The organism is Caecibacter sp. AF58-12pH5A, from assembly GCF_027681725.1.
In the GTDB taxonomy this organism is placed as follows: Bacteria; Bacillota; Negativicutes; order Veillonellales; family Megasphaeraceae; genus Megasphaera; species Megasphaera hominis.
The window spans coordinates 1-22,422 of record NZ_JAQDBC010000037.1 but is presented as its reverse complement, the minus strand read 5'-3'; the positions used below and the strand labels follow the sequence as shown (position 1 = coordinate 22,422).

The following is a 22,422-nucleotide window of genomic DNA, read 5'->3' as shown; positions in this document are numbered from 1 at the left end:
GCAAATAAAAAGAGGATGTGGACAAAATGATTTCTCATTTTGTCACATCCCCTTTTTTATGGCAACAGCGTTTCATACGCCTTGCGCCACTGGGCTTCTTCATCAGCCGGCGCGACCGGTGGCCGTTCCTCCTCGGCTACGACATCGGCAGCCACACGGGCCATGGCCTTAGCCCCAAGGGCCGCCTGCTGCAAGGCGTATTCACTGCCGGCTGCACAGGCAAATTCCGGCGTATGGCCGGATATATGATAGCCAATACAGAGACTGGGCTGGCTCGTACGCGTCACATGGCTGACATTGCCCACATCCGTTGAGCCTTCTGCATAGTCATCGTCTTTGACGTCAAACTCTTCGCCAAGTTCACTGAAGGCTTCGGCAAAATAGACATCCAAACGCGGGTCGTTAACCATATCCTTAAGGAGTGGTTCATAATGAACCATCGATAAGGTCGTGCCATGCCGGTCGGAAACTGCCTGGGCCAAAGCCCGGATGGCCGGCAGCATGGTCCCTTCCAGATAGTCTGCCTTCATGGCCCGGATGGTCGCATGCAGGACCGCCCTGTCGGGTACGATATTCGGCGCCGTACCGGCTTCCGTAAAGATAGTACCGATAATATGACGCTCTGTGAATTCTTTTTCTTTTTCCTTTAAGGCCTGGTAGAAATCGACGGCCGCATCAAGAGCGTTAATGCCATGGTAGTCGGGATCTGCCACGTGGGCCGGTTTGCCCGTAAAGGAAAACTCCAAGGGATGCGTAGCGTAGGATGTACCGCCCAGAGCCGTCTTATCTTCGCCGGGATGAATGATGAGTGCTGCCGTAAGGCCGTTAAAAACGCCTTGGCCACTCATGTATTCCTTGCTGGCCGCCGTTTCTTCTGCCGGACAGCCATACACATGAATTGTCGCCACATCGGCTGCTACCGCGGCAAAGGCCAGGGCGGCGCCGACACTCATGGCTGCAATCAGGTTATGGCCGCAGCCATGCCCCAGTCCCGGCAGGGCATCGTATTCCGCCAAAAAGCCGATCTGCACAGGCCCCGTACCGTACGTCGCCTGAAAGGCCGTAGGGAAGCGTTCGGGCACACAGTCCGTTACGGTAAAGCCTGCCTCTGCCAGTATATGCCGCAAGTACCTGGCAGCCAAAAATTCCTTTTCTCCCAGTTCCGGGTGCGCATGAAGATACGTCGCAATCTGCCGGATCAGCGTTTCATGCGTCTCTACCCACTGGTCGCTTTCTTGTTTCATTACCTTGCTATCGATCATATATCCTCCAAAATAAGGGACACACTGTCTGCCGTTATCCGTAAGGTTGCCGGCCGGCCCAAGGGCAGCCAGCCGTTGGTCTTGCCATGACCGTAGGGCAGGCCGCAGGCTGCCGGTTTACCCCAGCGCCGGGCATAATAGGTCAATACGTCCCGTACTGTAAATTCGCCGGCTTCCGGTTCAACAGGCGTACAATGAACAAATTCGCCGAAGACAACAGCCTGCACGCGGCTGATCAGGCCGGACTGTTCAAACTGGCGCAGCATGCGGTCCAGGGAATAGGCCTCTTCACCGATTTCCTCTAGGAAGAGAATGTCTCCCGTTCCGTCGAGACCGTTGGGGGTACCCGTCAGGTTGGCCAGGAGCATCATGTTGCCGCCTGTCAGGTTGCCATGGACCATTCCTTCTACGAGTGGCTCTAAGACCCACCCGGGCGGCAGCGTTATCGGGCCGGGCAAAGCCGGCGCAGTAAGGCCCGCAGCAAACTGTGCAAACGTATACGGCGTCGCCGCACCGCCCAGATTCATGAGCATCGGTCCATGGATGGTTGCCAGGCCACAGCGCTGGCGCAGGGCCGTGTGGAGAGCCGTAATATCGCTGAAGCCGATGAAGAGCTTCGGCCGGGCTGCAATGACCTCATAATCGAGGAGCTCGAGCAAACGGGCTGCGCCATAGCCGCCGCGCAGGCAGAGGATGCCGTCAATAGAGGGATCGGCAAAAAAGCGGTTAATATCCCGGGCCCGTACCTCATCCGTACCGGACAGATAACCGTACTCCTGACCGACAGAAGGGGCGCAGACCGGCTCAAGGCCCAGCGATTGAAGATACGCCAGGCCTTCTTCAAAGCGTGCCTTTTCTACCGGGGCCGACGGGGCCACAATGCCTATACGGGCACCGGGCCCCAAAGGCTGTCCTAAGGTATTCATCTACTTTGTATCTCCCTTCTTATCAATATAGGCCTCTTTTAAATCAATAAGGCCCAAGGGGCTCCAATGATAGCCCTTTACATACGGCTGTGCTACATAAGGCTGGGTCGTGTAGTAAATGGGAATGATGACGCAGTCGTCGAAGAGAATCTTCTCCGCTTCGTGCATATACTGCATCCGCAATGCCTGGTCACTCGTTTCTTTCGCTTGCCGGATCAGACGGTTATAGTCTTCGTTGTGATACATTGCATCGTTATCGGCATCGGCAAAGACGTCGAGGAAGGTCATAGGATCAGCATAGTCGGCAACCCATGAAGCCCGGGCTACCTGGAAATTCCCTTCCGTCCGCGAGGCCAGGTATACCTTCGATTCCTGATTCGTAAGGCCTGCGTGGACGCCCAGATTTTTCTGCCACATAGCCTGGACCGCTTCGGCTACAGCCTTGTGCATTTCATTGGTATTAAATAAAATCGTCACTTCCGGCAATGTTTCCGCCGTATAGCCGGCTTCCTGCAGGAGCTGTCGTGCTTCTTTGGCATCCTCTTTTTGCAAAGGGCCGCCTTCGGCGCGGAAGTCCTTGCCCGTAGCCGTATCGGTAATGCCTGGCGGTACCCAGGCATAAGCAGCCTCCTTGCGGGCCCGGACGATGTGCTCTACCAGTCCCTGCCGCTCCATAGCCAAGGCAAAGGCGCGGCGGACACGCACGTCATCAAAGGGCTTTTTCTGCACGTTAAAAACGTAGTAATACGTACCTAAATACGGCGCTACACGGTAAAGTCCCAACGCTTCCAGCCGGTCCTGATCAGCCGGTGGCGGTTCCACCATGAGATTAGCCTGCCCGCTTTCGACGAGGCGCAGGCGCGTAGCCTGCGATTCACTGATCGGGAATTCCAGGCGTTCTGAACGCACATGGGCCTGATCCCAATAGTTGGGATTCCGTTTGACGTTTATTTCACTAGAGTGGACCCATTTGGTGATCACAAACGGGCCGCAGCCTACGAGGCCGGCCGCATCAGACGCCCACGTATCGGGCTTTGCTTCAACGAGCCAGTGCGGTACAGGGTAGTAACAATGAAGGGCCGTCAGAGTCAGAAAATAGACCGTCGGATCCTTCAGGCGTACTTGCAGAGTCTGATCATCCAAGGTTTTGACACCGACTGCATCGGCTGTCGCTTTTTTCTGATTGTACGCTTCTGCCCCTTCTATAGGGAAGAGCATGTACGCATTTTGTGAAGCCACTTCCGGATCGACGACGCGCTTCCACGAGTATTCGAAGTCCTGTGCCGTCAGCGGCGTACCATCGCTCCACGTGAGGTGCGGCCGCAAATGGAAGGTATAGACCTTGCCATCAGGAGAAATGTCCCAGCTTTCTGCCAGAGCCGGCTGGGGCTGATTATGTTGATCGAGACGCGTCAAGCCTTCAAAAAGTTCTGCCTGCATATTCGCTTCAGCAAGACTCGTCGTCATACCCGGGTCGAGGCTGGCCGGTTCGGCTTCCAGGGCATAGCTGACCGTATCGGTCTTAGGCTGACCGGCACAGCCAGCCAGCAAGGAGACCGCCGCAAAGGCAATCAGTAAGAAGAGGCTTAGCTTTTTCATACGGCGTCACCTCTCTTAGCAAAGTGGCAGGCTGCTAAACGGCCGCCGCCCAAATCCCGCAAAAGGGGCACTTCCTTCCGGCAGCGTTCCTGTGCGTGAGGACAACGTGGATGAAATACGCAGCCCGGCGGCGGAGCTAACGGACTTGGCACTTCCCCGGCCAGGACATCGTGCCGGTGATAGTGCGGGTCCAGCCTGGGGATGGCTGCTATCAGGGCCTGTGTATAGGGATGACGCGGGTCGTGGTACAGTGCATCACTAGGACCGAGTTCGACCAGGCGGCCCAAATACATGACGCCAATGCGCTGGCTCAGGTGATGTACCATTGCCAGGTCATGGGCAATAAACAGATAAGACAGGCGCCGCTCGTGCTGCAACCGTTGCAGCATATTGACAATCTGCACCTGGACGAATACATCCAGGGCCGAAATCGGTTCGTCACAAAAGATGCATTCTGGCGAAAGAGCCAGGGCCCTGGCAATACCGATACGCTGGCGCTGGCCGCCGCTGAATTCATGAGGATAGCGCTGGGCCGCTTCAGCCGGCATATCTACTTCTTCCAGGAGAGCTGCCACGTGGCGGCGCAGGTCTGCCCGGTCCCTCTCCAGGTGGTAATTGCGCAGCGGTTCAGCAACGATGTCTTCGACGGTCATGCGCGGATCCAATGAGGCATAGGGGTCCTGAAAAATCATCTGTACGTGCCGCCGGAAGGCGTGACCTGTAGCACCATCGTCAACGGAATTTCCTTTATAAAGAATAGTCCCAGACGTCTTAGGATAAAGGCCCAGGACAGTCCGGGCCAGTGTCGATTTGCCACAGCCCGATTCACCGACAAGGCCTACCGTTTCCCCTGCGTCTAAGGACAAGGAGATATCATGGACAGCCGTCAGCTGCCGCACAGGCCGGCCCAGCCAGTCACGGTCAACGACAAAGGTTTTCGTTACATGCTGCATATCGATCAGTGCCATGCACATTCCTCCCGTTCTGGACAAAGGAGCCAGCACGCAGCTCTGTGCCCTGTCCCTGTTGTATAGTAAGGCGGCACCTGACGCTTACAGATCTGCATGGCCTGACTGCAGCGCGGATAAAAGCGGCAGCCCGTCGGCATGTGGAAGAGATCCGGTGCCTGGCCGGCAATTCCCGTCAGGATTTTATCTTTATGAGCCGGGTCCGGCAGCGACGCCAAGATGCCCTGCGTATACGGATGCGCCGGTTTATCAAAAATAGCTTCTACCGGCCCTTCTTCGACGACACAGCCGGCATACATGACGTAGACACGACGGCACATTTGGGCAATGACGCCAAGATTATGGGATATAAGGACGACGGCCATCTGCCGTTCTGCCTGTAAACGCCGCAGGAGCTGCAGTACTTGTGCTTCTGTCGTCACGTCGAGAGCCGTCGTCGGCTCATCGGCAAAGAGGAGGCGCGGCGAACAGGCTAAGGCCATGGCTATGAGACAGCGCTGGCGCATGCCGCCTGAAAGCTCGTGAGGATACTGGTGCAGCCGTTTTTCCGGTGAAGTAATGCCAACCTCACGCAAGAGTGCTACAGCTTCCTGGTCTGCATCAGACCGTGACAGGTGCTGATGCAGCGTCAGTCCTTCGCGGATCTGGCTGCCAATGGACAAGACAGGATTGAGAGCCGTCATGGGGTCCTGAAAGACCATGGCCATCTCCCGGCCACGCAGGCAGTTCATTTCCTTTTCTGTATAGCCTTGGATTGCTTCGCCGTCCCAGGAAATCGTACCGGACGAATAGATAGTTGTCGCTGCCGGCAGAAGGCGCATGACGGCATGGGCTGTAACAGACTTGCCGCAGCCCGACTCGCCGACGATGCCGACTGTTTCTCCTGCGTCTACGTGCAGCGTTACAGCATGAGTCGCTTCCAGTATTCCCCTGTACGTACGGAAAGAAATAGAAAGGTTTTGTACATCGAGTAACGTCGCCATCAGCCTGCCTCCTTCTGGTTCTGCGGATCCAGTGCATCGCGCAAGCCGTCTCCGAGAAACATAAAGCCCAGCATGGTCAGGCAAAGAGCCGCTGCCGGAAAAATCAGCTGGAAGGGGAAGGAACGCATGCTGTTGATTCCTTCCGACGTGAGAACACCCCAGCTGGCCATCGGTGCCGAAACGCCGAGACCGATAAAGCTCAGGAACGCTTCTGTAAAGATGGCGTCCGGAATAGATAGTGTCAGCGTGACGATGATCGGGCCCACACAATTGGGAATCATGTGCCGCCGCAGAATCTGCCAGGTTGAAGCGCCATACGAGCGGGCTGCCATGACATAGTCCTGTTCCTTCAGACTGAGAATCTGGCCGCGCACGATGCGGGCCATATTGAGCCAATAGGAAATGCCCAGGGCCAAATAAATATTGAGCAGGCCCGGCTTAAAGACCACCATGAGGAGAATGACATATAAGAGCATGGGGATCGAATACAACACGTCGACGATATGCATCATGACGCGGTCTGTCTTGCCCCCGGCCAAGGCCGCAAAGCCGCCGTACAGGACGCCTATAAAGAGATTAATGAGGCTGGCGGCAAAGCCAATGGAAAGGGATACGCGGGCCCCGTAGAGGACGCGCACCAAGAGATCTCGTCCGAGAGAGTCCGTGCCAAACCAATGGGCTGCCGACGGCCAGGCGTTGGCCATAGACAGATCCTGATCGGCATAGGAATAGGACGAAAAGAGGGGCCCAAACAGGGCGATGACGGTCATGACGATGACAATGGCCAGACCCCATAAGGCCAGGCGGTTTTTCTTCATTTGCCGCCAGCCCCGTTCCCGGAGCTTCTGCGGCGGCACGTAAATCGCTTCCCGGTCTTGCGGGCGCAGCGGTGCAAAATCGCGGCTGTCCATATTATCCCTTCCTTTCTGTTTTAAGTGAAATTCTCGGATCGAGAAGCGGATAGATGAGATCGATGAGGAGATTCAAGAAAATAATCAAAAAGCTGTAAAAAATCGTAATCCCTAAGATAACCGTGTAATCCCGGTTGTAAATACTCGTTACAAAATGCTGGCCCAGGCCGGGAATGGCAAAGATTGATTCGACGATAAAGCTCCCCGTCAAAAGTGACGCCGCCAAGGGGCCCAAATAGCTGACTACAGGCAGAAGGGCATTGCGCAAGGCGTGATGACACAAAAGGGAGCGCGTACTCACGCCGCGGGAACGGGCTGTCTTGATATAATCCTGCGAGAGCGTATCGAGGATACTCGACCGGGTCAGGCGCATGATAAAGGCCGTCGGATGGGCTGCCAGGGCCAGCGCCGGCAAGACCGCATAGGCTGGTCCCTTCCACATGGCTGCCGGCAAAATCGGCCAGGTAAAGGCAAAAAGCTGGATTAATATAGCGGCAATAATGAAACTCGGTACAGATACACCCAGAGTAGCCACGAGCATAAGCGAATAGTCAAGGCAGGAATTTTTTCGCCACGCCGCCAATACGCCAGCAGTCACGCCGACGCTCAGGGCCAAACAAAAGCTAATCAGGCCTAGCTGGGCTGAAACAGGCATACTTTCGGCAATAATATCATTGACAGTCTGGCCGGGATATTTAAAGGATGGTCCTAGGTCAAGAACGGCTGCATGTTCTAAATAATCACCGTATTGCGTCAGCAAGGGATCATTCAGATGATACCTTGCTTCTACATTGGCCAGTACAGCCGGTGGCAGCTTCTTTTCTGCCGTAAAGGGACCGCCGGGAATAGCATGCATTAAGAGAAAGGTAATCGTAATGACAGCCCAGAGGACGACGACAGCGCCGGCAACACGCTTCATAAGGTATAAAAACATAGGAAATTCCTCTCTTTGAATTAGTCGTATCTCATTTATTATATGATTGTAACCGTCATTTTTCAACGGATAGCATTGAAATAGCGTATCAGTCGTACTATAATAGATAATTGCAATAACAGTATACAAGAATAGTTTTATTCTTTTTTTACTTACTGCCACGGCCGGGAGGCTGCTGGCAGTTTATTTCTCTTACCGTTTTTATAACTTTCTTACAGAAAGAAGTGATTATCTTTGAACTGGAAAGTTTGTCTGGCAATTCTTACATGCAACGTCGTCTTTATGTCTTCTAGCTACACCATGCTGGTCCCCTTTTTGCCTATGTATCTGACAAATGAACTCGGTGTCGATGCGGCTTCTGTCAATATTTGGTCTGGTATCGTCTTTTCTTCCACTTTTTTCGTCAGCGCCATTATGGCACCTATCTGGGGGAAAATGGCTGACCACCGGGGCAAACGTCTCATGGCAATCCGGGCCAGTTTTCTCTTGTCGATCAGCTATTTTCTCGGCGGCATCGTCACCTCGCCGTTACAGCTGACCTTCATGCGTATGTTCCAAGGCTTTTCATCCGGTCTCTGGCCTATGGAACTGGCTATCATGACCATTTACGCACCGCCCAAAAAACTGGGTATCTGCCTGGGCATCATGCAGGGGGCACTCACAGCCGGCGGCATTATCGGGCCGCTCTTTGGCGGTGTCCTGGCTGAGTTTTTCGGTATGCGCATGTCCTTTTTTCTGGCAGCGGCCGCCTTGTTCCTGAACTTCGTCGTCCTCGTCTTCTTCATTAAAGAACCGCCTACGGACAACGCGCCGGCTGTCAAACCGGTAGCGGCTGAAGAAAAGGGCGTCAGCCTTTGGAAGATCCCCATTATCCGGCATATGCTGATCTGCTCGGCCCTGGTACAGGTCGTCATTCTCCTCGTCCAGCCGATCATGACTACCTACATTTCCCATTTGGCCGGCCAGATGGACAACCTGATCTTCATTTCCGGCCTGGTCTTCTCCCTGGGCGGCTTTGCCAGTGCCATTACGGCACCGCTCTGGGGGCGTTTTGGCCAGCACCATGGCTTTTTCAAGTCCATGCGCTATGCCCTGATACTGGCCGGGATCTGTTCCATCATCCAGTCCTTGCCGACAGAGCTCTACACCTTTGCTGCCAGCCAGTTTGCCGTAGGTCTCTTCTTCTCAGGCATTTTCCCATCCATCAATGCGATTCTGGCAGAACACACCGATGCCAAGACGAAAGGCCGTGTCTTTGGCCTTCTCTTTTCAGCCCAGCAGGTCGGTGCCATGACCGGACCGATTATCGGCGGCCTCATTGCTACCTTCCTGGGAATGAAATATGTCTTCTTCGTAGCCGGTTTTATCCTTCTCGGTATCAGCTGGACGATCCGGCGGAAAAAGCGCCAATCCTTAGAAGCTGCCTAAGCGGCCCCTCATACTTAACAAAAAAGCAGGCCCCTTGCGGGTACCTGCTTTTTTTGTATTTCCTATGGGCTTAGCCTTCCAATACTTCCAGGAGGCAGTCACCACTAATAATCGGTTTGCCTTTGACGGCATAGATTTCGCCAATGGTCCCATCAATAGGAGACGTGATCGTCGTTTCCATCTTCATGGCTTCCGTGACTACGAGGGGTTCGCCTTTCTTGACCTTCTGGCCCTTCGAGACGAGGACGTTGACTACAGAGCCCGAAAGGGTAGCACCGATGTCGCCGATCTTATCAGGATCTGCTTTTTTCGTCGTTACCGTTGTCTGGTCGACGTTCTTATCCTGTACCTGAATTTCACGTTCTGCACCGTTGAACATGAAGGTAATCGTACGCATACCGCTGTCATCGGGATCGCTGATATTGATGAGCGTAATGATGAGCTGTACGCCTTCTTCCAGTTCTACCGTAATTTCTTCATTCTTACGCATACCGAAGAAGAACGTCGGCGTATCGAGAACACTCACATCGCCATATTTCTTGACGCGTTCGTTGTAATCCGTAAAGACCTTCGGATACTGGCAGTAAGCATTGATATCTTCCGGCGTGTGACCATAGCCGGCATCTTCCAGTTTCTTGCTGACCGCATCAAAGTCAACCGGTTCCAGCAATTTGCCCGGGCGCTGTGTCAGGGGCTTGCGGCCTTTGAGGATGATCTTCTGCAGTTTTTCCGGGAAGCCCTGGTACGGGAAGCCCAGACGGCCTTCGAAGAATTCTACGACGGACTGCGGGAAGTCGAGGGTATCGCCCTTTTCGTAAATATCCTTTTCCGTCAGATCGTTCTGTACCATGTACAGGGTCATATCGCCGACAACCTTGGACGATGGCGTTACCTTAACGATATCTCCGAACATGAGGTTGACATCGTGATACATTTTCTTGATTTCGTTCCAGCGGTCACCGAGGCCGACAGCCTTCGCCTGCTGACGCAGGTTGGAGAACTGGCCGCCAGGCATTTCGCAATAGTATACTTCTGTATTCGGATACGGTTCGGCTTTGTCCACGCCTTTATAATACGGACGGACCGTAGCCCAGTAACGGGACATTTCTTCCATGGCTTCAATATCCATATCGGGCTGACGATCCTTGCCGGTCATGGAATAATAGAAGCTGTTCATGCTCGGCTGGCTCGTGCCGCCGGCAAAGGCCGAATAGGCTACGTCAACGATGTCGACACCGGCATCGGTAGCACGGTTCAGCGTGGTAATGGCGTTGCCCGAGCCATCGTGCGTATGGAGATGAATCGGCAGATCGACAGCATCCTTCAAGGCGGAAACGAGGTTGTACGCTGCTTCCGGTTTGAGGAGGCCGGCCATATCTTTAATCGCAATGATATTGGCGCCGGCGTTCTGCAGTTCTTTTGCCATCTTGACGTAGTAATCGAGGTTATATTTCGGACGGGACGCGTCGAGGATATCGCCGGTATAGCAAAGGGCTACTTCGGCAATCTTGCCTGTTTCGCGGACGGCCTGTACCGTTTCATACATGTTATCCAGGCTGTTCAGGCTATCGAAGATACGGAATACGTCAATACCGTTTTTCGCAGAGAGTTCGACGAAGTTCTTGACGACGTTATCGGGGTAGCTCGTATAGCCTACAGCATTCGCACCACGGATCAGCATCTGAAGCAGGATATTCGGTGCTTTTTTACGCATCTGGCGCAGCCGTTCCCACGGATCTTCGTAGAGGAAACGATAGGCTACGTCAAAGGTAGCACCGCCCCAGCATTCATAGGAGAAGAAGCCCGGCAGCTTTTTGGAAGCCGTTTCGAGAACACGCAGCATATCGATAGTACGCACACGCGTAGCCATGAGGGACTGGTGGGCATCACGCATAGTCGTATCCGTCAGGAGGACCTTCTTCTGGTCGAGAATCCACTGGGAGAATTTTTCAGCACCCATGGAGTCAAAGATCTGTTTCGTCCCCTGCGGATAGTCCCCTTCTACAGGCTGCGGTAATTCCAGTGCTTCAAACGTCGGTTTTACTTCCGGACCGGCGTTGGTATACCCATTGATGGTTGTATCACCAATGTATTTGAGGAGCTTCGTACCACGGTCATGAACGACAGGAAGATCAAACAATTCCGGATGATCATCGATGAAGTTGACGTTATACGTACCTTCGACAAAGGATGGCTGACGCAGTACATTGATCAGGAAGCCGATGTTCGTCTTAACGCCACGAATACGGAATTCGCTGAGAACGCGGAGCATCTTTTGTACGGCCTGGTCATGATGCAGGCCATAGGTCGTTGCCTTGACGAGGAGGGAATCATAGTACGGCGTAATGATAGCGCCGGTATAGGCGTTGCCGCTATCGAGACGGACACCAAAGCCGCCGCCACTACGATACACGTTGATCTTACCGGAGTCCGGCATGAAGTTGTTCATCGGATCTTCCGTCGTAATACGGCACTGGATAGCATTGCCGTTGCACTGAATCGATTCCTGGGATTTGATGCCGATTTCATCGCTGTCGAGGGCATAGCCTTCGGCAACTTTGATCTGCGTCTGAACGATATCAATGCCCGTAATCATTTCGGTTACTGTATGTTCAACCTGGACACGGGGGTTTACTTCGATAAAGTAGAATTTTTCGTCCGGTGTGACGAGGAATTCAACCGTACCGGCATTGACGTAGTGTACGTTGCGCATGAGCTTCAAGGCTGCATCGCAAATATCCTGGCGCAGTTTTTTGGACAACGCAAAGGCCGGCGCAATTTCGACGACCTTCTGATGACGGCGCTGAATGGAGCAGTCCCGTTCGTAAAGATGTACTACGTTGCCGTGTTCATCACCCATAATCTGTACTTCGACGTGTTTTGGGTTGATGATGCATTTTTCCAAATAGATTTCATCGTTGCCAAAGGCAAGCTTTGCTTCTGATTTTGCACGATCGTAGGCATCGCGCAGGTCCGACATGTGGTCTACCATACGCATACCGCGGCCGCCACCGCCGTTAACGGCTTTGAGCATGATCGGGAAGCCTACGTCTTTAGCAAATTTTTCGACCTCTGCGTAGTTTACGACAGGGCCGTCACTGCCCGGAATGTACTGAATTCCCGCTTTTTTAGCCTGAATACGGGCGTTGATCTTATCACCGAACATGATCAGATGTTCTACTTTAGGTCCAATAAAGATAATGCCTTCTTCTGCGCAGCGTTTGGCGAGATCAGCATTTTCAGAAAGGAAACCATAGCCCGGATGAATCGCATCGACGTGATGTTCATGGGCAATACGGATAATATCTTCAATATCTAAATATGCGTCAACCGGTTTCTTACCCTGGCCAACCAGATAGGATTCGTCTGCACGAAAACGATGTAAAGACAAAGAATCCTCTTTCGAGTAAATTGCAACCGTACGAATACCTAATTCATTACAGGCACGAAATACGCGGATCGCAATTTCACCACGGTTTGCCACTAAAACCGAATGAATTTTTTTCATGTAAATCCCTCCTGATGTGATGTTGGGCAGCAATGTGCCTATCAGCCTGGTACGTAGCCACATATTGCTGTACCTTAAATTATAACAAATGCCTGAGACTTTACAAGAGACAAGCGGCTGCTAAACAATATAAATACTGTATACACAGTATATCATATTGAAATTTGCCGTCTATGCTCCTGTTTGTTCCTCTTTCGGCTTTACAAAGCGCATGAGAATCAGGCTGGCCTGATAGAGAACGATCATGGGCACAGCAATCATAGTCTGTGTAAAAATATCGGCCGTCGGTGAAATGACAGCTGCAAAAATAAAGGCCAAGACAATGAATATTTTCCGTTTTCTGCGCAGAAAGGCCGGACTGACGATGCCGACCCGCATGAGCAGGAAAAGGACCAAGGGCAATTCAAAAGCAAAGCCAAAGGGCAGAACAAAGGAAATGAAAAAGGACAGGTACGCTTCCAGTGAAAACATGGGCTGCAAGGTTTCTGTAGCAAAGCCCATAAAAAAGCGGACTGCTGCCGGTAAAACCAAAAAATAGGAAAAGATCAGACCCGTATAAAAGAGGACGACACAGGCCGGCACCAAGGCCAGGGCCAGGCGCTTTTCATGACGCGTAAAGGCCGGTGCGACAAAGCACCAAAGCTCCCAAACGATGACCGGTAAAGAAACGACAACGCCCGTAAAGACGGCAATTTCCAAATAGGAAAAAAAGACCTCTGCCGGATTCATGAAATAGAGCTTGCCAGCCGGCGCAGAAATCATGGCAATGATTTCTTCTACCCAGTTATAGGCCACAGAACTGGTAATAGCGACGACCACCAGAGAGATAATCAGACGGATGCGGAATTCTTGCAAATGCCCCATGAGAGGCATTTCTTTATTATCTTGCTCACTCATGGGTCCCGTTCTCCTTCGTTACGGCAGTTTTGACAGAATTTACCTGTGTCAACGGTGCTGTAAAGGCCTGTTTCGTTTCTTCAGCAGCCGCCGTAATTTCTTTTTTCGGTGCTATAAAGGCCTGCTTCGTTTCTTCAGCAGCCGCCGTGATTTCGTTTTTCGGTGCTGTAAAGGCCTGCTTCGTTTCCTCAGCGGCAGCTGTAATTTCTTTTTTCGTTTCTGCAGCGGTATCCGTTACAGTACGCACAGCCTGGCGGGTATCTTCTGTCTCGCTCATCATTTCTCTGCTAAACGTATCGGCAGCCTGGCGAAACTCGCGCACGCTTTTTCCTAAGGCACGACTTATTTCAGGCAATTTTCCCGGTCCAAAGACGACAAGGGCAATGATTAAAATCAAAACCAGTTCACCAAATCCGATATTAAACATGATCTCCATCCTTTTATCGTAATAGTTGTGGCTGTCAGCCGTTGTACCGGCCAAAGTTTGCAAAAAAACTCCTGCCTGGGCAGGAGCTTTCCCGATTAGATATAATGAACCCGTTCCGTGTCATACCGGTCTTCCCGGGTCCGTTCTTCAAACTTGTCATCAGCATAGCCGAAAGGAATGACGGCAAAAGCCGTTAACCCCTGGGGAATACCGATAGCACGGCGAACATTCAGTTCACGCGACGCATAGGGAGCTACGCCCAGCCAAACAGCTCCCAAATCAAGATGTACAGCTTCGAGCAAAATATTTTCCACACACGCGCTCAGATCGAGGTTAGCAAAGGCACGGAAACGCATTTTGTCATCGCGGCTACAGACTACTATCGCTGCCGGAGCCTTAGCGGCACAGCCTGCGTAGAGGCTGCAATGAGATAATTCCCGCAAGACCTTTTTGTCGCGTACGACGTAAAACTCCCAAGGCTGCTGATTTCCTGCCGACGGAGCTGCCATGCCAGCCTGCAACAAGGCTACAATCTTTTCATCTTCTACCGGTGTATCTTTAAACTTACGCACACTTCTTCTGGTAAAAATTTCATTCATAACACTCCACTCCCTCTACATTCTAAAGTTTACTATTATTATATCATACATCAATCGTCTACAGGAACAGAGAAATGCAGAAGCTATGCTTTTCCTTGTAAGGTTTTTGTAAGAACGTCCCCTTTCGTTCTCTCTAGCTGCGCCAGCAGGGCCTGGCAGCAAGCAGATACATCGTCATAGGTCCGGACAAAGTCGCCCGTATACCACGGATCCGCTATATCCCGGCCCAAGTGAGCAAAATCAGCCAGACTGTATACCTTGTGATCAGTATCAGGACCGCAAATACGCCGTACTTCCCGGATATTTTCCTGATCAAAAACCAGAATCAGATCGTAATGGTCATAGTCGCTGCACTTGATTTGGACAGCCTGGCGCCGGGTAAAGGGAATGCCGTGCTTCTCTAACTGCTCTTTTGTACCGCTGTGCGTATCGTTACCGATTTCTTCACGGCTCGTAGCCGCTGAAGCAATGCAAAATTCTTCTGCCCTGCCCGCTTGGCGTACGAGTTCCTTCATGACAAACTCGGCCATAGTAGAGCGGCAAATGTTGCCGTGACAAACAAATAAAAGGCTATGCATAGTCAGGTACTCCTTTCTTCTTCGTATAGGCCTAAGTATACCTGGCCGGTGCCGGGCAGGCAAGTATAGCGGCATATCAAAAAGGACAGCACCGCCAAGTACTGTCCTTTTATAGGGATTAAGCCAGCTTAGTCATTGGCGTGAACATCATACGCCTTAAGCATGTCCGGTACACCGGGATCGTCCGGGTTATGCATCCCCTTGCCCGTATCGAGGCATCGCAAAGCGGCCATTTCTTCAGCCGTCAAGGTGAAATCAAAGATTTCCATGTTGCTCTTAATGCGTTCTGCATGGACCGATTTCGGGAAGACGATGATGCCTTCCTGGTTTTCAAAGCGCAGGATAATCTGGCCGGCATTTTTATGGTACTTTTCTGCCAAGGCCGTAATAGCCGGTTCCTTAAAGAGCTGGGCATTGCCCTGACCGAGTGGCGCCCAGGCTTCGACTTTGACGTCTAAGGGGTTGAGGATCGCCCGCAAGGGCTGCTGCTGGAAATAGGGATTAAATTCGACCTGGTTCACAGACGGCAGGGAACCGAACTGGGGTACAAATTTCTGCCAAATAGCCGGGGTCATATTGCTCACGCCAATGGAGCGGATCTTACCGGCTTTTTTAGCTTCTTCCATGGCCTGCCAGGCTTCGGGGACTTTGCCGTAAGGCTGGTGGATCAAATAGAGGTCTACGTAGTCTGTACCCAGTTTTTTCAAGGACAAGTCGATAGCTTTCTTCGCGTCTTCATAGGCGTAGTCCTGAAGCCAAAGCTTGCTGGTCAGCCAAATATCCTTGCGGGGAATACCGCTGTCTTTGACAGCCTGGCCGACTTCCTGTTCGTTAAAATAGGCAACGGCTGTATCAATATGGCGGATGCCGAAATTAAGGGCCTGTTTAACAGCCGTATAGGTGCTGCCGTCGGCCGGAATCTGGAACGTACCAAAGCCGATAGCCGGGATTTTCGTACCATCATTCAAGAGAAAGGTTTCCATAGAAGAGTCCTCCTTTAGTCGTGAATTTTATGAGTATTGAGCATTTTGGCAATAGCCGGCGAGAAATGATCGATGATTTCCGTCTTGCCCAAATCGAGCGTCTTAATTTGTGCCATATCGTCTTCGCGGAGAGCGAAATCCCAAATGTCATAATTCTGGACGATGCGGCCGGCATGAACGGACTTGGGCAGGACGATGACGCCGCGCTGTACATTCCAGCGCAGGACTACCTGGGCTGCCGTCTTGCCATATTTTTTACCAATAGCCGTTAAAACAGGGTGCGTAAAAATCCCGTGGCCGCCTTCGGCAAAAGGCCCCCAGGCTTCTACGTGCACGCCATATTCCTTGGCTACACGCAAATCTTCATCACGCTGGAAGAAGGGATGGCATTCGATCTGGTTCACAGCCGGTACGGTAGCAAAATTCATACAAATATCGACCAGGCGGGCAGGGTAAAAATTGCTCACGCCTATAGCCCGCACCTTACCGGCCTGATAGGCTTCTTCCAAGGCTCTGTAGGCGCCGTAATAATCGCCAAAGGACTGGTGCAGAAGGATCATGTCGGCGTAGTCCAGATTCAGGTTCTTCAGGCACGTATCGATAGCTTTCTTTGCTTTTTCGTAGCCAAAATCCTGGACCCAGAGCTTAGTCGTGACGAAGATTTCATCCCGGGGTACACCGGACTGGCGCACGGCTTCGCCGACAGCCCCTTCATTGAAGTAGGCTGCTGCTGTATCGATAAGGCGATAGCCTGTCTGCAGGGCTGTGCGGACGGCCTGCTTGCATTCGTCTGCATCGGGGACCTGAAAGACACCGAAACCTTCCATGGGGATTTTTACACCATTATTTAAGACAGTATATTCCATACGTATATCCTCCTTAAAAAAATACAGACTTACTATTTACTTTCTGCTTTAATCTTAGCAAAAAGATCGTAAAAAAGATAATGCTTCCTGTTTACTATGCTATAATTAGTAGTAATAGCGAAAGGAGGCTTCTCATGATTGAACTCTATTTACTGGAACAGCTCGCTGCCGTAGCCAGACATGCGACCTTATCGGCAGCGGCACAGGAACTGCACATTACCCAGCCGGCACTCACCCGGTCCATACAAAAACTGGAAAAAGAATTGGGTTTCCCCCTCTTTACGCACGAAAAAAATAAGATTACCATTAATGAAACGGGAAAGATAGCCGCAGCCTATGCCGAGCGCGTCCTCCAAGCCGAGCGGGACCTGCGCGACGCCGTGACACGCTTTGAACGAAGCCGCCACACGATCAGTCTGGCCTGCTGTGCCCCGGCACCCCTCGTCTGGCTGCAACACCGTCTCATGCGTTGTTTTCCGACGCTCTCCCTGACCAGCCAGCTGAGTAACGATGAGGCGGCCCTGCTCCAAGGATTGCAGGAAAAGCGCCATCAGATCATCGTCCTCAGCCACGCTGTAGCCCTGCCCGGCCTTACGTGCCGCAAGCTCTTTAGTGAACAGCTCTACGCATCGGTCATGCCGGCCCATCCGGCAGCCAGCATGGACCGCATTACCTTTGCCGATCTGAACGGGGAGATTTTTCTCATCGAAACATCCCTGGGTATCTGGCAGGATCTGGTACGAAAGCGCATGCCAGCGTCCCGTTTCATCATGCAGGACACGCGCCAGGATCTGGACACGCTCCTTAAGAGCTCATCCCTGCCTGCTTTTAGCACCGATATCGGTCAAAAGCTCCTGCCCCGCAAAAGCCAGCGCAAGGACGTGCTCATTGCCGATGACGACGCGTGCATCACCTTCTATATTATCTACAGCGAAAGCGACGCGCCCCGCTTTGACTCCCTCTAACCTACCCGAAAGGATCTGATTACATGGAACTACGCGTTCTCCGCTATTTTCTGGCTATCGCCCAGGCAGGCAGCATTACCAAGGCTGCCCAGGCCCTGCACATCACCCAGCCGACGTTATCGCGGCAGATCAAGGAACTGGAAGACGAGCTGGGAAAAGAGCTGATCCGCCGTGGCAGCCGCCAGACAGAACTCACTCATGAAGGGCTGCTCCTGCGCCAGCGGGCCGAAGAAATCGTCGGTCTGGCCGAGCGGACAGAAAAGGAATTTCACGCCCTCGACACGGAAACAATCAGCGGCGATCTGAATATCGGCTGCGGCGAAAGCGATTCGCTTTCCTTCATTACCGGCGTCTTAAAGGGCCTGCACGACACGTATCCCCTCATTATCAGCCATTTTTACAGTGGCAACACAGAGGCCGTCCTGGACCGCCTCGACAAGGGTCTCCTGAACTTTGCCGTCATTATGGGGCTTGCTGACAGTGAAAGATACGCCTCCCTGCCACTGCCCGGGCACGATACGTGGGGACTCCTTATGCCCAGAAACTGTGCCTTAGCCGAAAAACCGGGAATTACGCCAGAAGACATGACAGAGCTGCCCATCATCTGCTCGTCTCAATCCATCGTGCGCGATGAATTTTCCGGCTGGCTCGGTTACAGCATGTCCCGTCTGCACGTCGTCGCGACCTACACGCTCCTCTTTAACGCCAGCCTCCTCGTCCGCTCCGGTCTCGGCTACGCACTGTGCTTCGATAAGCTCGTCGCCTCCGGTCCGGACAGCCCTTTTGTCTTCCGCCCCCTTACGCCTGCGTTTACATCCAGTCTCTTTCTGGTTTGGAAAAAACAGCAAATTCTTTCCCAGGCAGCAGAAGCCTTTTTAAAGGAAACAAAAGAAGCAGGACGGAAACTGTAGCGCTTTCCGTCCTGCCCATTCACATTATTTTCAGTTTTTCAAATATTTCGTGAAGAATTCTGTCAGTTTATTCCAAGGGATAAGATCCACCTTATCGTAGAGGTCTACATGGCCGGCCCCTTTGACATAATACAATTCTTTCGGATTCCCTGCCCGGCGGTACGCATCTTCACTAAATTCCTTTGAATGAGCCTGGTCGCCTGTAATGAAGAGCATAGGCCGCGGTGAAATGGTTTCAATATCTTCAAAGGGATAAAAATTCATAAACTTCACGTTGCTCACTAAGGTAGGATGGGTCGTGTGTTCCGGATCTTCACCGGGAGAAGTATAGGAGCCGCGTGTCGTCCGGTAGAAATCGTAAAATTCCTTCTGGATGGGGTCCGTCGTGCTGTCGATGGCATGGGTCGTACCGCTCGTATATTTGACCGGAGCCCCGTCTACTTCTGCCCAGCGTTCCTGGGCCGCTGCTTCAAGGACGGCCTTGCGCTGTTCTACGGTCTGGGACTTATGGAGGCCCCAGCGGTTGGCGTTACCCATATTATACATGCTTACTGTGGCTACGGCTTTGAGGCGCGGATCGATTTTGGCCGCACTGATGACGAAGCTGCCACTGCCACAAATGCCCAGGACGCCGATCTTATCGCGGTTGACGAAGGACTGCTTACCCAGGTAATCGGCGGCGGCGCTGAAGTCTTCGGCGTAGACGTCCGGATTGACGCTGTTACGGGGCTGGCCTTCGCTCTGGCCCCAGTACGAAAGGTCGATGGCTAAGGTGACAAAGCCCTTTTCGGCCAGCTTTTGGGCGTACAAATCTGAGCTTTGTTCCTTCACGGCACCCATGGGATGACCGACGATGATTGCCGGCAGCTTTTCCGCCTTCTTCAGGTCCTTCGGGACGAAGAGGTTGCCTGCGACCTTCATATCGTAAATATTGTTGAAGGCAACAGCCGTTTTCGTTACTTTATCGCTTTGATAGAAATTATCCGGATGGCCTTTCGTATCCGTCGCTGCCGGAGTTTTGGCTGGTAAAGGCGCAAAGAAATCCGCCGCCTGTACCGGACCGGCCAGACTGGCCGTACCGACAGCTACACTACAAAACAGCAGAGACAACATTACTTTTTTAACGTTCTTGTGCATGAGAAGTTCCCCCTTCAAGTAAAATATTCGTACGATAGGCTGTATTGGCTGTACGCCAGAAAATACACACGGCACTGACACAGGCAAAGGCCATGCCGCCCCAGACGACAGAGGCTGTGCCCGTATGGTCGATGAGCCAGCCGCACAGCATAGCTGCCGCCATGGTGCCGATGTTAGCAGCTGTCAGAAAGAGGCCGTTGGCAAAGGATTTGGCCTCCGGTATAGCTGTGGTCAGCCAGTATTGGTTCATATTGGCATTGACACCGCCCGTAATGCCCCAGATAAGGATGAGCACCGCTGTCAGCACGACATGTGTGCCGGCCAGCATAAAGAGAGCATAAATGCCAAGGATGACAAAAGGAAAGGCCTGTACTGAGGCAATAGGCCAGCGGATGATGATACGGCCGGAAACATAGCTGCCAATAACATTGGCCAGGCCGTAGACCATGAGCAAGAGGCTCACGAGACTGCCGTCGAGCAGGGTAACGCGGTTCAGGTAATCAGCCAAGTAGCTGAAGACGCCGAAGACCGACCCATTCATAAAAATGACCGCCAGGATAGCCTGCCAGACGACGGGCTTTTTTAGTACGGCCAGCTGGCTTCCATAGGTCGGCACCTGTTGCACCGGCATGGAAGGAATCCATAAAAGTGTCGCCACAAATGCTATAGCTGTAACTGCCGCAAAAAATAAGAGCGACCCTGTTAAGGAAAAGGTGGCTGCCAGGAAATTGCTGACTGGTACACCGACAACCATGCCCGCTGCGGTCCCAATCATGACCTTGCCTACGGCATCAGGTCCCTGCCCGGCCGGAGCCGCATCAGCGGCAGCTGCAAAGGCGAGCGAACAGTAGACAGGATGAAAGAAGGCCGGAATGATGCGGGCCAAAAGCAACACGGTAAAGCTCGTCGTCCAGGCGGAAATGAGATTGGCTACGACAAATACGCCCAGGACAAACAGCATGACCGGCTTGCGGTTAAAACGGGAAAACAAAAGAGGCATCGTCGGTCCTGCTACGGCTACGACGAGTGCAAAGAGGCTGACCAGGAGGCCCGCCTTGGAAATGGTCACACCGAACTGTTCCGATATAGCCGGCAGAATACCGATGGCACCCATTTCCGTATTCAAAATACCAAAGACGCCTACGGCGAGAATGAATAGAAAGAGACGTAAGTTTTTCATAGAATTCTCCTTTCACGCTTTTAGTATATCTGTGTTTTTATTTGATAGCAAATACTTATATATTTCCACTTTTCATGCCTTTGAGGCATGTGTCAACGTGTCATGCCCCAGCCCACTTGACTTAGAGGCGACTACAACGTATATACTATAAGAGATTGTTTTATATGCGAAGGAGGTTATTTATATGAACTATCGTGAATTAGGCAATACCGGCCTTATGGTCAGTGAAATCGGCATGGGCTGCGAAGGCTTTGTCGATAAGCCCTATGAGGTAGTCAAGGAATTCGTCGATACGCTGGAAGCTAATGGCGTAAACTGCATCGATATGTATACGTCCAATCCGGATTTCCGTACCAATCTGGGCCGGGCACTCCTGGGCCGGCGGGACAAGTTCGTCCTCCAGTCCCATCTCTGTACGATCTGGAAGGATGGCCAGTATAAGCGTACACGCAACATTGATGAAGTAAAGGAAGGCATGGCCGACCAGCTTGCGCGCCTGCAGACAGACCACTTCGAAATCGGCATGATCCACTACGTTGATCAGGTAAAAGACTGGGAAAACGTCGCAAAGGGCCCCGTCATGGCCTATGCCCAGAAACTAAAAGAACAGGGCGTCATTCGCTCTATCGGCCTTTCCAGCCATAACCCAAAGGCAGCTCTCCTGGCTGTGCGCAGCGGCCTTATCGACGTGCTCATGTTCAGCATCAATCCCTGCTATGACCTGTTGCCCGGTACCGATGACGTAGAACAGCTCTGGGCTCCCGATAATTACAAGAATCAGCTCGTCAATATGGACCCGGAACGGCAGGAGCTCTATGAAGAATGTCAGCGCCGGGGCATTGGCATTACGGTCATGAAAGCCTTTGGCGGCGGCGATCTCCTGAGCGAGCAATACTCACCGGCTGGCAAAGCACTGACAGCCATCCAGTGCCTGCACTACGCCCTGACCCGCCCGGCCGTAGCCTGTATCATGTCCGGTGCCCGCACTCTGGCAGACATCAAAGGCAGCCTGGCTTACGAAACGGCAACAGAGGCAGAAAAAGACTATGCTGAAGCCTTTGCCGCTTTCCCTAAGATCAGCTGGCAAGGCCACTGCATGTACTGCGGCCACTGCGCGCCCTGTCCCAAGAGCATCAGCATTGCCGACGTAACAAAATTCCTCAACCTGGCCATCGCCCAAGGAGAGGTCCCGGAAACGGTCCGTGACCACTATCAGCTCCTCACCCACCACGCTGGAGAATGTATCCAGTGCGGGGCCTGCGAAACGCGCTGTCCCTTTGGCGTACAGATTATAGAAAACATGAAAAAAGGGGCTGTGAAATAACGCCCCTATAAAAACGAATGAGGATCACTGGCTCGA

General features: G+C 52.5%; 20 protein-coding genes. 4 read left to right on the top strand and 16 right to left on the bottom strand.

All coding sequences use genetic code 11. The features are described from left to right. Nucleotides 1-56: 56 nt before the first annotated feature. The 7 genes from PGX44_RS11955 to PGX44_RS11925 are packed head-to-tail and all read right to left on the bottom strand — an operon-like array spanning nt 57 to nt 7,583. Entirely contained in the window at nt 57-1,259 is a 1,203-nt protein-coding gene (locus tag PGX44_RS11955; protein ID WP_498855524.1) for an amidohydrolase, read from the bottom strand. Further along, on the bottom strand, nt 1,259-2,188 hold the full coding sequence (locus PGX44_RS11950) for a S66 peptidase family protein (protein ID WP_498855523.1): 930 nt from the start codon (nt 2,186-2,188) through the stop codon (nt 1,259-1,261). Before PGX44_RS11950 ends, PGX44_RS11955 begins: the two co-directional genes overlap by 1 nt. Continuing rightward, entirely contained in the window at nt 2,189-3,787 is a 1,599-nt protein-coding gene (locus tag PGX44_RS11945; RefSeq protein WP_498855522.1) for a peptide ABC transporter substrate-binding protein, read from the bottom strand. Continuing rightward, a complete protein-coding gene (locus PGX44_RS11940; RefSeq protein ID WP_498855521.1) occupies nt 3,784-4,755 on the bottom strand; it encodes an ABC transporter ATP-binding protein in 972 nt (323 codons plus the stop codon). The genes PGX44_RS11945 and PGX44_RS11940 overlap by 4 nt, the downstream gene beginning before the upstream one ends. Continuing rightward, the gene (locus PGX44_RS11935; protein WP_498855520.1) at nt 4,746-5,738 is read right to left on the bottom strand and encodes an ABC transporter ATP-binding protein; all 993 of its coding nucleotides are present in this window, start codon (nt 5,736-5,738) and stop codon (nt 4,746-4,748) included. Before PGX44_RS11935 ends, PGX44_RS11940 begins: the two co-directional genes overlap by 10 nt. Further along, on the bottom strand, nt 5,738-6,649 hold the full coding sequence (locus PGX44_RS11930; protein ID WP_498855519.1) for an ABC transporter permease: 912 nt from the start codon (nt 6,647-6,649) through the stop codon (nt 5,738-5,740). Before PGX44_RS11930 ends, PGX44_RS11935 begins: the two co-directional genes overlap by 1 nt. Nucleotide 6,650: 1 nt before the next feature. Further along, nucleotides 6,651-7,583 carry an ABC transporter permease gene (locus PGX44_RS11925; RefSeq protein ID WP_498855518.1) on the bottom strand — a complete coding sequence of 311 codons (933 nt, stop codon included), beginning with the start codon at nt 7,581-7,583 and terminating at the stop codon, nt 6,651-6,653. Nucleotides 7,584-7,817: 234 nt separating this feature from the next. On the opposite strand from PGX44_RS11925, the gene PGX44_RS11920 reads away from it, so the two are divergent. Then, nucleotides 7,818-9,011, top strand: coding sequence for an MFS transporter (locus tag PGX44_RS11920; RefSeq protein WP_498855517.1), 1,194 nt, complete (start codon nt 7,818-7,820; stop codon nt 9,009-9,011). Between the two features lie 70 nt (nt 9,012-9,081). Here PGX44_RS11920 and PGX44_RS11915 read toward each other — a convergent pair whose 3' ends face one another. From PGX44_RS11915 to PGX44_RS11885, 7 genes are all read right to left on the bottom strand, one after another. After that, on the bottom strand, nt 9,082-12,519 hold the full coding sequence (locus PGX44_RS11915) for a pyruvate carboxylase (protein WP_498855516.1): 3,438 nt from the start codon (nt 12,517-12,519) through the stop codon (nt 9,082-9,084). Nucleotides 12,520-12,690: 171 nt separating this feature from the next. Further along, the gene (gene tatC / locus PGX44_RS11910) at nt 12,691-13,416 is read right to left on the bottom strand and encodes a twin-arginine translocase subunit TatC (protein WP_498855515.1); all 726 of its coding nucleotides are present in this window, start codon (nt 13,414-13,416) and stop codon (nt 12,691-12,693) included. After that, a complete protein-coding gene (locus tag PGX44_RS11905) occupies nt 13,409-13,843 on the bottom strand; it encodes a Sec-independent protein translocase subunit TatA/TatB (protein ID WP_498855514.1) in 435 nt (144 codons plus the stop codon). Before PGX44_RS11905 ends, tatC begins: the two co-directional genes overlap by 8 nt. Before the next feature lie 95 nt (nt 13,844-13,938). Then, nucleotides 13,939-14,442: a nitroreductase family protein gene (locus PGX44_RS11900; RefSeq protein ID WP_186502388.1), complete on the bottom strand. Its 504-nt coding sequence runs from the start codon at nt 14,440-14,442 to the stop codon at nt 13,939-13,941. Nucleotides 14,443-14,525: 83 nt separating this feature from the next. Next, entirely contained in the window at nt 14,526-15,020 is a 495-nt protein-coding gene (locus tag PGX44_RS11895; protein ID WP_498855513.1) for a low molecular weight protein-tyrosine-phosphatase, read from the bottom strand. Nucleotides 15,021-15,148: 128 nt separating this feature from the next. Further along, on the bottom strand, nt 15,149-16,003 hold the full coding sequence (locus PGX44_RS11890) for an aldo/keto reductase (RefSeq protein ID WP_498855512.1): 855 nt from the start codon (nt 16,001-16,003) through the stop codon (nt 15,149-15,151). A gap of 14 nt (nt 16,004-16,017) precedes the next feature. Next, nucleotides 16,018-16,869, bottom strand: a complete 852-nt coding sequence (locus PGX44_RS11885; RefSeq protein WP_498855511.1) for an aldo/keto reductase — start codon at nt 16,867-16,869, stop codon at nt 16,018-16,020. Between the two features lie 134 nt (nt 16,870-17,003). On the opposite strand from PGX44_RS11885, the gene PGX44_RS11880 reads away from it, so the two are divergent. Both PGX44_RS11880 and PGX44_RS11875 read left to right on the top strand, forming a co-directional pair. Next, the gene (locus tag PGX44_RS11880; protein ID WP_498855510.1) at nt 17,004-17,834 is read left to right on the top strand and encodes a LysR family transcriptional regulator; all 831 of its coding nucleotides are present in this window, start codon (nt 17,004-17,006) and stop codon (nt 17,832-17,834) included. A gap of 23 nt (nt 17,835-17,857) precedes the next feature. Next, nucleotides 17,858-18,745, top strand: coding sequence for a LysR family transcriptional regulator (locus tag PGX44_RS11875; protein ID WP_498855509.1), 888 nt, complete (start codon nt 17,858-17,860; stop codon nt 18,743-18,745). 30 nt (nt 18,746-18,775) lie between these two features. Here the strand turns inward: PGX44_RS11875 and PGX44_RS11870 are convergent, their stop codons facing one another. Further along, nucleotides 18,776-19,882 (bottom strand): alpha/beta hydrolase, encoded by a 1,107-nt coding sequence (locus PGX44_RS11870; RefSeq protein ID WP_498855508.1) that lies wholly within the window; start codon nt 19,880-19,882, stop codon nt 18,776-18,778. Then, the gene (locus tag PGX44_RS11865) at nt 19,866-21,062 is read right to left on the bottom strand and encodes an MFS transporter (protein ID WP_498855507.1); all 1,197 of its coding nucleotides are present in this window, start codon (nt 21,060-21,062) and stop codon (nt 19,866-19,868) included. The genes PGX44_RS11870 and PGX44_RS11865 overlap by 17 nt, the downstream gene beginning before the upstream one ends. Before the next feature lie 184 nt (nt 21,063-21,246). Between PGX44_RS11865 and PGX44_RS11860 the strand changes: the two genes are divergently transcribed. Next, nucleotides 21,247-22,386: an aldo/keto reductase gene (locus tag PGX44_RS11860; protein ID WP_498855506.1), complete on the top strand. Its 1,140-nt coding sequence runs from the start codon at nt 21,247-21,249 to the stop codon at nt 22,384-22,386. Nucleotides 22,387-22,422 lie beyond the last annotated feature (36 nt).

Excerpts from the sequence above, each read along its gene's own strand:
- PGX44_RS11880 (WP_498855510.1), top strand. The coding sequence starts at position 17,004 with ATGATTGAACTCTATTTACTGGAACAGCTCGCTGCCGTAGCCAGACAT.
- PGX44_RS11950 (WP_498855523.1), bottom strand. The coding sequence starts at position 2,188 with ATGAATACCTTAGGACAGCCTTTGGGGCCCGGTGCCCGTATAGGCATT.
- PGX44_RS11870 (WP_498855508.1), bottom strand. The coding sequence starts at position 19,882 with ATGCACAAGAACGTTAAAAAAGTAATGTTGTCTCTGCTGTTTTGTAGT.
- PGX44_RS11925 (WP_498855518.1), bottom strand. The coding sequence starts at position 7,583 with ATGTTTTTATACCTTATGAAGCGTGTTGCCGGCGCTGTCGTCGTCCTC.
- PGX44_RS11895 (WP_498855513.1), bottom strand. The coding sequence starts at position 15,020 with ATGCATAGCCTTTTATTTGTTTGTCACGGCAACATTTGCCGCTCTACT.
- PGX44_RS11860 (WP_498855506.1), top strand. The coding sequence starts at position 21,247 with ATGAACTATCGTGAATTAGGCAATACCGGCCTTATGGTCAGTGAAATC.
- tatC (WP_498855515.1), bottom strand. The coding sequence starts at position 13,416 with ATGAGTGAGCAAGATAATAAAGAAATGCCTCTCATGGGGCATTTGCAA.
- PGX44_RS11875 (WP_498855509.1), top strand. The coding sequence starts at position 17,858 with ATGGAACTACGCGTTCTCCGCTATTTTCTGGCTATCGCCCAGGCAGGC.
- PGX44_RS11930 (WP_498855519.1), bottom strand. The coding sequence starts at position 6,649 with ATGGACAGCCGCGATTTTGCACCGCTGCGCCCGCAAGACCGGGAAGCG.
- PGX44_RS11935 (WP_498855520.1), bottom strand. The coding sequence starts at position 5,738 with ATGGCGACGTTACTCGATGTACAAAACCTTTCTATTTCTTTCCGTACG.
- PGX44_RS11885 (WP_498855511.1), bottom strand. The coding sequence starts at position 16,869 with ATGGAATATACTGTCTTAAATAATGGTGTAAAAATCCCCATGGAAGGT.
- PGX44_RS11890 (WP_498855512.1), bottom strand. The coding sequence starts at position 16,003 with ATGGAAACCTTTCTCTTGAATGATGGTACGAAAATCCCGGCTATCGGC.
- PGX44_RS11905 (WP_498855514.1), bottom strand. The coding sequence starts at position 13,843 with ATGTTTAATATCGGATTTGGTGAACTGGTTTTGATTTTAATCATTGCC.
- PGX44_RS11940 (WP_498855521.1), bottom strand. The coding sequence starts at position 4,755 with ATGGCACTGATCGATATGCAGCATGTAACGAAAACCTTTGTCGTTGAC.
- PGX44_RS11945 (WP_498855522.1), bottom strand. The coding sequence starts at position 3,787 with ATGAAAAAGCTAAGCCTCTTCTTACTGATTGCCTTTGCGGCGGTCTCC.
- PGX44_RS11900 (WP_186502388.1), bottom strand. The coding sequence starts at position 14,442 with ATGAATGAAATTTTTACCAGAAGAAGTGTGCGTAAGTTTAAAGATACA.
- PGX44_RS11865 (WP_498855507.1), bottom strand. The coding sequence starts at position 21,062 with ATGAAAAACTTACGTCTCTTTCTATTCATTCTCGCCGTAGGCGTCTTT.
- PGX44_RS11915 (WP_498855516.1), bottom strand. The coding sequence starts at position 12,519 with ATGAAAAAAATTCATTCGGTTTTAGTGGCAAACCGTGGTGAAATTGCG.